Here is a 10285-nt window from a genome sequence, read left to right as displayed (position 1 = left end):
GGGGGGACGCCAGTTGACGGTCCGTCGGCAGGGATTGCGATGGCAACAGCTATTGCCTCGGCCATGCGGGGAATTCCGGTGGATCATGAAATCGCCATGACTGGCGAGGTCAGCATCCATGGTCGTGTCAAGCCAATTGGCGGCGTATTAGCCAAGGTGGAAGCTGCTTTTCAAGCCGGGGCCAAAAAAGTGATCATTCCACAGGATAACTGGCAAGCTCTTTTTGATAGCATTGAGGGTCTAAAAGTCATCCCGGTTCAGTCGGTGACGGAAGTGTTCCGTCATGTGTTTGGGGAAGAGATGACGACAGATGCGCCTGTACATGCGCCAATTGAGACTTTTCGTCCCTCCCAATCCTCCTTGTTACAGGCGGATGGTACGCATAATGGGACGATTTCTGAGACAGGATCTTGCTAATGAACTAGTCTTTCATTGGTTTTTTTATAAAACATTTGATAAAATATGAAAGATAGCAACGTGAGGATTGTAAAATCCGGAACCTGAGAATCACTGGAGGTGCGAAAGCGATGGGACCCACCAAGACAAAAGGTCGTCGTTTTCCTTTGCTGCCTTTAAGAGGACTTCTGGTTTACCCGAGTATGGTTCTGCATCTCGATGTGGGCCGGGAAAAATCGGTCAAGGCTTTGGAAAAAGCGATGGTTGAAGACAATTTGATTCTCCTGTGTTCTCAATCAGAAGTTAATATTGAAGAACCCACACAAGAGGATATTTTTCGAGTCGGCACGGTAGCCAAAGTACGCCAAATGCTCAAGCTTCCCAACGGAACCATTCGAGTATTGGTAGAAGGGCTGGAACGCGCTGAGATTATTCAATATACGGACAATGAAGAGTATTACGAGGTAATGGCGAAAGAGCTGCACGAGGCAGAAATCGTACAGCCTGAAACGGATGCGCTTATGCGCACTGTATTAACTCAGTTCGAGCATTATATCAATTTGTCCAAAAAGGTAACGCCGGAGACTCTCGCTGCGGTATCTGATATCGAGGAACCAGGACGGCTGGCAGATGTGATTACAAGCCATTTGACGCTCAAAATTAAGGAAAAGCAGGATATATTGGAGACGATCGACGTAACTCAGCGTCTGGAGAAGCTTCTAGATATTTTGAATAATGAGCGTGAAGTGCTGGAGCTGGAACGTAAAATCAACCAGCGTGTGAAGAAGCAGATGGAAAAGACGCAGAAGGAGTATTATCTGCGTGAACAAATGAAGGCCATTCAGAAGGAACTTGGCGAGAAGGAAGGTCGCGCAGGAGAAGTTGAAGAACTACGCAACCAGCTAAGTGAACGGGAGCTGCCTGTTCCGGTGAAGGAGAAGGTCGAAAAGGAAATTGACCGTCTGGAAAAAATGCCAGCAAGCTCTGCCGAGGGTGGTGTCATCCGCAATTACGTCGATTGGCTGTTAAGCTTGCCGTGGAATAAGTTTACCGATGATGATCTCGATATCGCCAAAGCAGAGGAGATACTCAATCATGACCACTATGGGCTGGATAAGCCTAAGGAGCGGGTGTTGGAGTATTTGGCCGTACGCAAACTGGTGAAGACCATCAAGGGACCTATTCTGTGTCTCGTAGGTCCGCCAGGAGTCGGCAAGACCTCGCTGGCTCGCTCGATCGCCAAATCCATGGGCCGGGAATTTGTTCGCATCTCTCTCGGAGGTGTACGAGATGAAGCGGAAATCCGTGGTCACCGCCGGACTTATGTTGGCGCGATGCCGGGCCGGATCATTCAGGGAATGAAGACCGCAGGAACATCTAATCCAGTCTTTTTGTTGGATGAGATTGATAAAATGGCCTCTGATTTCCGCGGCGATCCATCGGCGGCATTGCTCGAAGTGCTTGATCCTGAACAAAACAACACGTTCAGCGATCATTTTGTAGAGTTGCCGTTTGATCTTTCCAACGTGATGTTTGTAACGACAGCCAATGCTGCACACAATATCCCGCGTCCGCTGATGGATCGGATGGAGACGCTCTATATTCCCGGCTACACCGAGCTGGAGAAGCTGGAAATTGCCAACCGGTATTTATTACCCAAGCAGAAGAGAGAGCATGGCTTGGAAGAGGATCAGTTGATCATTGGGGAGGATACGCTGCTGCGTGTTATTCGTGAATATACCCGTGAATCCGGTGTGCGTAATCTCGAACAGCAAATGGCTTCTCTGTGCCGCAAGGCCGCGAAGTCAGTTGTATCCGGTGGCGAAGGACCGATTGAAATCACACCGGATAATTTGAAAGATTATTTGGGTATTGCCAAATTCCGTTACGGTGTAGCAGAATTGGAGGATCAGATCGGTACGGTTACAGGCTTGGCATGGACAGAGGTCGGTGGTGAAACACTGATGATTGAAGTGACGGTCGTGCCTGGCAGCGGCAAACTGATTCTTACAGGTAAACTTGGAGATGTTATGAAGGAATCCGCACAGGCGGCATTTAGCTACACTCGTTCCAAAGCAGGCGAACTGGGCATTGAATTGGACTTCTATGAGAAAAATGATATCCACATTCATATTCCTGAGGGAGCAATTCCAAAGGATGGCCCGTCTGCAGGAATTACGATTGCTACCGCATTAATTTCGGCTCTGACCAACCGTCATGTATCCAAGGATGTAGCTATGACGGGCGAAATTACGCTACGCGGTCGCGTACTGCCGATCGGTGGTTTAAAAGAGAAATCGCTGGCTGCCCATCGGGCAGGCTACAAAAAAATTCTGCTTCCCAAAGATAATGAACGGGATTTGAAGGATATTCCCGACAGTATCCGGCAGGATGTTGAATTTGTTCCCGTTGCCCATATGGATCAGGTGTTAAAGCATGCTTTGGTTGATCAGGCAAGGGTACATTAGAGAGGAATTAAGGACATAATGAAAGTAACAAAAGCAGAATTTATAATAAGTGCGGTTGGCCCGAGCCAGTTTCCTGTGGACGCTTTGCCAGAGATTGCTCTGGCAGGGCGCTCCAATGTCGGAAAATCATCACTGATTAATCGGATGATTAACCGTAAAAATTTGGCGCGTACCAGTTCTACGCCAGGTAAAACCCAGCAACTTAATTATTACCGGATTAATGATGATCTCTATTTTGTCGATTTTCCTGGTTACGGTTATGCTAAGGTATCCAAAACGTCCCGCAAGGCTTGGGGGCAGATGATTGAGTCTTATTTGCTGGAACGTGAGCCGCTTAAGCTGGTGCTGCAAATGGTAGATTTGCGCCACCCACCGTCTAAGGATGATATCATGATGTACGACTGGCTGCGCCATAACGGGCTTCCGGTCTGTGTTGTAGGCACAAAAGCAGATAAAATCCCTAAAACCCGGCGAGAAAAGCACTATAAAGTAATCAAGCAGGAACTCGGTATACTTCCCGGGGGTTTGTTTATCCCCTTTTCATCCGAAGAAGGTATGGGCAAGGAAGAGCTGTGGTCGGTCATCTCCAGTTATATAGAGAATGACGACGAAGAGCAGACAGAATTGTAAGGCTAGGGACGTCCTTGAGGGCGTCCTTTTTTCGTGAAGTTGGATTCAAAAACATTAAACTTACTAAATGGGTAGGATTTATATATAATAACTAAAGGAAATCGCGGAATTTAAGTGTAAAAGTGAGCATATGGAGGATAATACAGCCACGGTTCTGTTATATTCCGTTTATTTCCTAGGAACGGCGGATATTTATGATTTAGTGCGCAAGAAAAGCGCTGCAGGTCTGATGTATAATAAAGCACAAAGCTTACACTAAAGGTACAGGATAGAATTGAGGAGATTGGTATGGCACAGCGGTTAGCCACAGAGTATGTAAAAACGACTTTGACCTTGTCAGAAAACCAAATGGACGAATTTTTGCAGGCAGTGGATGATCCCCAAGTGCATTATCATATTAAAGTTCTGGATCACGGGAGACAGGAAATCGTTCTGGAGCATATTGCAGGTGAGGAAGTTCATTTGTTTTTTGAAGCCAAAGAGGGAGCGTTTGTCTGTGAATTGACTTGCCGCTTAGTTCATCCCCAGCTGACCCTGTTTATACGCCAACTATTTGTTCGCTTTAAGGGTGAAGGTATTGTTTATCGAATGTATCAAGGATTCACTATGGTGTATTTTTATAATGAAGGTGCGGTTCGCAAAATTATAGAAAAGAATGCGGAAGGCTCCAGACTGGTGTTTGAATATAGAAATACAGTGCAAGAACTGCAACATCTTTTTCAACATCAGGACGTCGAAAATGAAATATCAGATGTATACAATCTCATTAATTCGTTACTTGACGAGCGGAATTTGGCGCGTACTTTCTCTGAACTAGAACAGATTGATCACAAGCTTCGGGAGAGTTGCTCCAAATTATTTGCACTGGAAGCTTAAAAAGGCTTGAATATATGGAGTGAATTGTTATGCAGTGTAGTTCCTTTCCTTACCGAAAGGGGCTTTTTTATTCCAAAAAAATGATTGCATTTGCTGCATATAGATGTTATTTTTAATCTCGTTGAAATTGAATATGAATATAGGAACCAGGATTCACTCAGGACATTGAATGTTGCGAGAGGTTATCCCTCGGGAAGTGAATGACGTAGGTCCTAGCGGATGAAATTTTATCAAACATTTTATTCCTAGGAAGGGGGAACCGAAAGATGGAATTGGAATACTCTACTTTCGGAAGACACGTTGCCGTAGATACTTGGGGTGTAGAGTTTGAATTACTGAATGATGCACAGTTTCTGGAGGCTCAATTAGTAGAAGCTGCTGAAGCTTGCGGAGCAACGGTGATGTCCGTTCAATCTAAGCAATTCGAACCACAGGGAGCTACCGTGCTTGTACTGTTGTCGGAGAGTCACCTCTCTATTCATACGTATCCTGAGAAAGGGTTTGCCGCTATTGATTGCTATACTTGTGGTGAAACTGTTGATCCACAGCTGGCGATTAATTACCTGGTATCCGTTCTAAAACCGAAAAAAACATATGCGAAGAAGCTGATTCGCGGTTTGGGAGAACTTCAAGTGGAATCTCCGGAGTGCAAGCTGGCTGAGTTAGTGTAAAATTTCTTTTTTTATGGAGACGTATGTGCATCCTATATCATAACCATGGAACATTTCCATGGTTATTTGTTTTAAAAGTGGTCTACACTAAACCAAGTCATACAGAATGGGCTAACATTCATGAAAGTCATTCAATTTTCATAAACAATTCATAAAACAGCCGAAGGGGATTCGGACTTCTGTGATATAATTAACATAGTTTATGAGAACAGTGATTATTCTTATTATAGTTTAGGCAGGTGAATTTACAATGCACATCGTCGTTGTTGGGTTGAATTATCGTACGGCGCCTGTGGAAGTCAGAGAACGTTTTACATTTGCAGAACAGGATTTGCCCAAAGCGCTGGAACAACTCAAACTTACCAAAAGTGTGTTGGAGGGCGTAGTTGTCGCAACCTGCAATCGGACTGAAATATATGTTGTGGTGGACCGCCTTCACATGTGCGGTTATTTTATACGCAGTTTTATGGAGCAATGGTTTGGCATTCCTCGTGATGAGTTTACACAACATTTATATATATATGAGGACGAACAGGCAATTCGGCATTTGTTCCGTGTGACTTGTGGTCTGGATTCTATGGTCATCGGAGAAACACAAATTTTGGGACAAGTAAAGAATGCTTTTCTTCAGGCTCAATCCCAGAAAATTACGGCAACGTGGTTTAATATGTTGTTTAAGCAGGCCGTCACATTGGGCAAGCGTGCCCATTCGGAGACGTCTATTGGAGAAAGCGCCGTGTCCGTTAGCTATGCAGCCGTTGAATTGGGCAAACGGATTTTCGGGATGTTTACGGATAAAAAAGTACTGATCCTCGGTGCTGGTAAAATGAGCGAGCTCACCGTTAAGCATTTGTACAGCGGCGGAGCTGCTGAGGTGATTGTAGCAAATCGGACTTTGTCCCGCGCGGAAGACCTAGCCTCCAAGTTTAACGGAACGCCGGTTACGATGGAGGAAGGCATAAATCGGTTGGCGGATGTGGATATTGTGATTAGCTCGACTGGTGCTCAGGGGTATATTCTGGATCGCAGTCGCGTTGAAGCTAGTATGAAACGTCGTCAGTCCCGTCCTTTGTTTATGATTGATATCGCGGTTCCGCGCGATCTGGACCCGGCTATTGGCGAATTACAGAATGTTTTCCTATATGATATTGATGATCTGGAAGGGATCGTGGAGAGCAATCTGGAAATGCGTCGTACTGAAGCTGCTAAAATCGAGCATATGATTGAAGAGGAGCTTAGCGAGTTTTATCAATGGTTGAAAACGATGGGAGTGCGTCCGGTGATTCGTGCATTACAAGAAAAATCGGAGTCTATACATCAGGATACGCTGGAAAGCTTGTTCAACAAGCTTCCCGAGCTGGATGAACGGCAGCGCAAGGTCATAAGCCGCTTGACGAAAAGTATGCTGAATCAGATGATGCATGATCCGATCAATCGTGTCAAAGAAATGGCTGTCCAAAAGCAGGGAAATGAGGCGCTGGATATGTTTAGCCACATTTTTGCTCTGGAGGATCGTTTGGAGGACGCTGCTCAGAAAGTAGATAAAAGCGATGCATCTGCATTAATAAAGCCGGAGGCTGGGGTTCATGGAAAAACCGGTCAGGCGCAGTCTTTGCCAGCGTCATTTGCGCCGGCCAGCCTGTAAGGTGGGTGAACAGACGTGTCCTCAGGCATGCTTATATATGATTCAATGATTTATGTTTTTGCCCTGAGCCTTCTGTTTGTATTTTCGGATGGAATTCGTCGCAATGCGAATGCAAAACGGACAGGTACAGGGCTTCTTGTTGTCGTTGTAGTGCTCCAGCTTGTTTATATGGGAATGAGAACCTGGAATGAAGGTCATCTTCCTATTTTTGTACCCTACGACTTTCTGTTTCTGTTCTCATTTATTTTGGTACTGATTTCTTTGATTCTGTCACGTTATCAACGGTCCGAATTCGCGGTATTGTTGCTTAATATTATTAGCTTTGCTGTCCTTGTGCTCAACAATATATGGATGGTGCCGATCGACAACCCGCTTGGCAATTGGCATACCGTACATGGGCTACTTCTGATTCATATTGCACTGGCTAATCTTGGCTTTGTCGCAATGACGGTAGCGGCTGTGTTTTCGGGGTTATATCTGTTTTTGCATCGTAAATTGAAAGTAAAGAAATGGAATGACACGATTAGGCGCCTGCCAAGCCTGGAAATGATGGATCGGTATACGCATATGGCGCTGTTAATTGGTACTCCTCTGCTGGGAGTTTCTATTGTCGTCGCTGTTATTTCTATTATTGCCGAGGAACGCTGGCGTCTCTTGCTAGATACCAAAGTGCTGATGACCGCAATTGCTTTGTGTGTGTATATTGTATTTTTAGTGAGCAAAAGATTGAATCAGCGTTCAGGTCTTATTATGGCAAAGTGGTCTTTGGTTGGCTACACGCTATTGATTCTTAATTTTTTGCTGAATTCCTGGTCTGTATTTCATCAATGGACGGGAGAGTGAAAAGCCAGTTGCAGCATTTTGTCCCGATTGCGTTGAATTGTAAGAATAAGGTCTGTTGTGTTGTAGGCGGCGGCAGGATTGCGGAACGAAAGGTTAAGAGGATGATGGAAAGTGGGGCGTTCATCACCGTCATTAGCCCGAATATAACGCCGGATTTAAAGATCCTGGCCTATCACAAGCAGCTCCACTGGGTAAATCGCGTATATCGCGAGGGTGACCTCCAGGGAGCCTTTCTTGTATTTGCGGCGACGAACCAGAGAGAAGTGAATAATGAGGTTGCGCATGAGGCCCGGCAAAGGGGTATACTGGTAAATGTGACGGATCGCTCGGAAGAAGGAGATTTTATAACGCCGGGTATCATTCGACGAGGGAGACTGACGATTAGTATTTCCACAGAAGGGGCTGGCCCCGCAGTGACTGCTGATATTACATCAGCTTTGGATACGTTGTTCGGCAACGAATACGAGCCTTATCTGGATTTTATGCACGATATGCGCCAGATTATCAAACGCAAGGTAAGCTCCCCACAGCAAAGGACCAAACTACTAAGACGCTTGGCGAATAGCGGAATTTTGGATCAAATACGACGTCATGAATTTACGGCTTGGACTGAACAAGAAATAGATCTATGGATTGCGCAAAATCAGGAGGAATAACATGCGAACAATTGTGGTAGGCAGCAGACAGAGTGCCCTGGCGTTAACTCAGACCGGGCATGTCATTGAGGATTTGAATGCACTGTGCGCGGAGCATGGATTGGATTTAGAATTCGTCGTCAAGAAAATCCTGACCAAGGGTGATCGGATATTGGATGTAACCCTGTCCAAAGTGGGTGGCAAAGGGCTTTTTGTCAAAGAGATTGAACAGGCCATGCTGGCTGGTGAAATTGATATGGCAGTACATAGTATGAAGGATATGCCGTCCGAATTGCCGGAAGGTCTCGTCAACGGCGCTGTACCGCGTCGTGAGGACCCGCGTGATTGCCTGATCACATTGGGAGCCAAGAGTCTGGAGGATTTGCCTTCAGGAGCCAAGGTGGGCACCAGTAGCTTGCGCAGAGCCAGTCAAATCAAGTCTATGCGACCTGATCTACAATTGGAGCCAGTACGCGGTAATATTGATTCCCGTCTGAGAAAGCTGGAGACGGAAGGTTTTGATGCCATCATTTTGGCGGCCGCAGGCTTGCACCGGATGGGCTGGAAAGACCGAATTACATCCTATATACCGGTGGAAGCATGCTTGCCGGCAGTGGGGCAGGGAGCGCTTGGTATTGAATGTCGAGCGAGCGATGAAGAGCTGTTGGCATTGCTGAACCTATACAACGACCGAGATACTTCATCCACGGTTGTAGCAGAACGAACCTTTTTGGGTGTGTTAAATGGGGGATGCCAAGTGCCAATCGGGGCTCATGCGGTTTGGGCTGGTCAAGAAATCAGTCTTACAGGGATGGTAGGCTCGCCAGATGGCGAGGTTATTTTGAAAGAAACGCTCCAGGGAAAAGATCCGCAGAAGTTGGGAGAAGCGGTGGCGGCCAGTTTGATCGCCAAGGGAGCGGAACAGATTCTGGCGCAGGTGAGGGGATAATGAAATGGCGGGAAAGGTATATTTAGTAGGTGCAGGACCCGGAGATGCGAGATTAATTACGGTCAAAGGTTGGGAATGCATTCAACTGGGCGATGTCATTGTATATGACAGACTGGCAAGCCCTCGTCTCTTGGGACTGATGAAGCCAGGGGCCCAAAAAATATATGTCGGCAAGCTGCCAGATCGTCACACCATGAAGCAAGAGGATATTAATCAGCTGCTGGTGGATTTAGCCTTGGAAGGAAAAACAGTCGTCCGGCTCAAAGGGGGAGACCCTACGATTTTTGGACGAGTCGGCGAGGAAGCTGGGCTGCTGCGTAAACACGGTATTTCCTATGAAATCATACCTGGCATTACATCAGCTATCAGCGTGCCTGCCTATGCAGGCATTCCTGTTACACATCGGGATATGGCCTCGTCGCTGTCGATCATTACAGGTCATGAAAGTCCAGATAAACTCGATAAAAGCATTCAGTGGGATAAAGTAACGAACGCAACGGGTACACTGATCTTTATGATGGGAGTAGCGAAGATTGGCTATATCAGTGATCAGCTGATAAAGCACGGTAAGCCGTCTGATACTCCGGTTGCTTTGATTCGTTGGGGGACCCGCGCCGAGCAAGATACGCTAGTAGGTACGCTGGCGGATATTGAAGCCAAGGTGAAGGCAGCGAATTTTCAACCGCCCGCCGTTATCGTTGTCGGAGAAGTGGTCAATCAGCGTGAACAGTTAAAATGGGCAGAGGATATGCCTTTGTTTGGAAAGCGGATTTTGGTTACCCGCGCACGCGCACAGGCCAGCAGCCTGGTCCGCCGGATTGAGGAGCTTGGCGGTGAACCTTATGAATTCCCAGTTATCCAGACGGTTGTCCCTTCGGACGAGCCAACAAAACAGAAAATTAAAGAGGCATTTACGCGACTTCCTGAATATGACTGGGTGTTTTTTACCAGTGTTAACGGAGTGGAATACTTTTTCACTCACTTAAAGGAACAGGGGAAGGATGTACGTTCCTTATACAAAGCTCGTATTGCCGCTGTTGGGCCAGCTACGGCCAATGCGCTTCGGAAGCATGGAATTGTAGCAGAACAGATCGAAGGACCTTTTCAGGCAGAGGGTTTGCTGGAGGCGTTTGAGCAGGATTTGCAGACAGGGCAAAGCGTATTTCTTCCAA

General features: G+C 46.5%; 10 protein-coding genes. All 10 read left to right on the top strand.

Annotated features, from left to right (window positions below):
* Window positions 1–417 (top strand): S16 family serine protease (locus AC5V8P_RS18990; protein WP_495473777.1); only part of this gene is annotated, 417 nt, incomplete at its 5' end.
* 110 nt (window positions 418–527) lie between these two features.
* Entirely contained in the window at window positions 528–2864 is a 2337-nt protein-coding gene (gene lon / locus AC5V8P_RS18985; protein WP_064797471.1) for an endopeptidase La, read from the top strand.
* Between the two features lie 18 nt (window positions 2865–2882).
* Complete coding sequence (gene yihA / locus AC5V8P_RS18980) at window positions 2883–3494, top strand: ribosome biogenesis GTP-binding protein YihA/YsxC (protein ID WP_064797472.1); 612 nt, start codon at window positions 2883–2885, stop codon at window positions 3492–3494.
* A 288-nt stretch (window positions 3495–3782) separates the two neighbouring features.
* Window positions 3783–4370 carry a hypothetical protein gene (locus AC5V8P_RS18975; RefSeq protein WP_063212221.1) on the top strand — a complete coding sequence of 196 codons (588 nt, stop codon included), beginning with the start codon at window positions 3783–3785 and terminating at the stop codon, window positions 4368–4370.
* Between the two features lie 272 nt (window positions 4371–4642).
* A complete protein-coding gene (gene speD, locus AC5V8P_RS18970) occupies window positions 4643–5041 on the top strand; it encodes an adenosylmethionine decarboxylase (protein ID WP_063212800.1) in 399 nt (132 codons plus the stop codon).
* Window positions 5042–5291: 250 nt separating this feature from the next.
* Complete coding sequence (gene hemA / locus AC5V8P_RS18965; RefSeq protein ID WP_063212771.1) at window positions 5292–6686, top strand: glutamyl-tRNA reductase; 1395 nt, start codon at window positions 5292–5294, stop codon at window positions 6684–6686.
* Between the two features lie 15 nt (window positions 6687–6701).
* Entirely contained in the window at window positions 6702–7529 is an 828-nt protein-coding gene (ccsA, locus tag AC5V8P_RS18960) for a cytochrome c biogenesis protein CcsA (protein ID WP_063212772.1), read from the top strand.
* Window positions 7514–8185 (top strand): precorrin-2 dehydrogenase/sirohydrochlorin ferrochelatase family protein, encoded by a 672-nt coding sequence (locus AC5V8P_RS18955; protein ID WP_231116911.1) that lies wholly within the window; start codon window positions 7514–7516, stop codon window positions 8183–8185. Before ccsA ends, AC5V8P_RS18955 begins: the two co-directional genes overlap by 16 nt.
* A 1-nt stretch (window position 8186) precedes the next feature.
* Window positions 8187–9113 carry a hydroxymethylbilane synthase gene (gene hemC / locus AC5V8P_RS18950; protein WP_063212774.1) on the top strand — a complete coding sequence of 309 codons (927 nt, stop codon included), beginning with the start codon at window positions 8187–8189 and terminating at the stop codon, window positions 9111–9113.
* Between the two features lie 4 nt (window positions 9114–9117).
* Window positions 9118–10285 (top strand): uroporphyrinogen-III C-methyltransferase (cobA, locus tag AC5V8P_RS18945; RefSeq protein ID WP_495473776.1); only part of this gene is annotated, 1168 nt, incomplete at its 3' end.

This window comes from Paenibacillus sp. N119s (assembly GCF_059447605.1).
Note: the sequence above shows the minus strand (reverse complement) of the source record. Positions and strands in the feature narration are given on the sequence as shown.

Bases quoted from the DNA above. Each gene is read 5' to 3' on its own strand.
- AC5V8P_RS18955 (WP_231116911.1), top strand. From the start codon at position 7,514: ATGGACGGGAGAGTGAAAAGCCAGTTGCAGCATTTTGTCCCGATTGCG.
- lon (WP_064797471.1), top strand. From the start codon at position 528: ATGGGACCCACCAAGACAAAAGGTCGTCGTTTTCCTTTGCTGCCTTTA.
- hemC (WP_063212774.1), top strand. From the start codon at position 8,187: ATGCGAACAATTGTGGTAGGCAGCAGACAGAGTGCCCTGGCGTTAACT.
- hemA (WP_063212771.1), top strand. From the start codon at position 5,292: ATGCACATCGTCGTTGTTGGGTTGAATTATCGTACGGCGCCTGTGGAA.
- AC5V8P_RS18975 (WP_063212221.1), top strand. From the start codon at position 3,783: ATGGCACAGCGGTTAGCCACAGAGTATGTAAAAACGACTTTGACCTTG.
- yihA (WP_064797472.1), top strand. From the start codon at position 2,883: ATGAAAGTAACAAAAGCAGAATTTATAATAAGTGCGGTTGGCCCGAGC.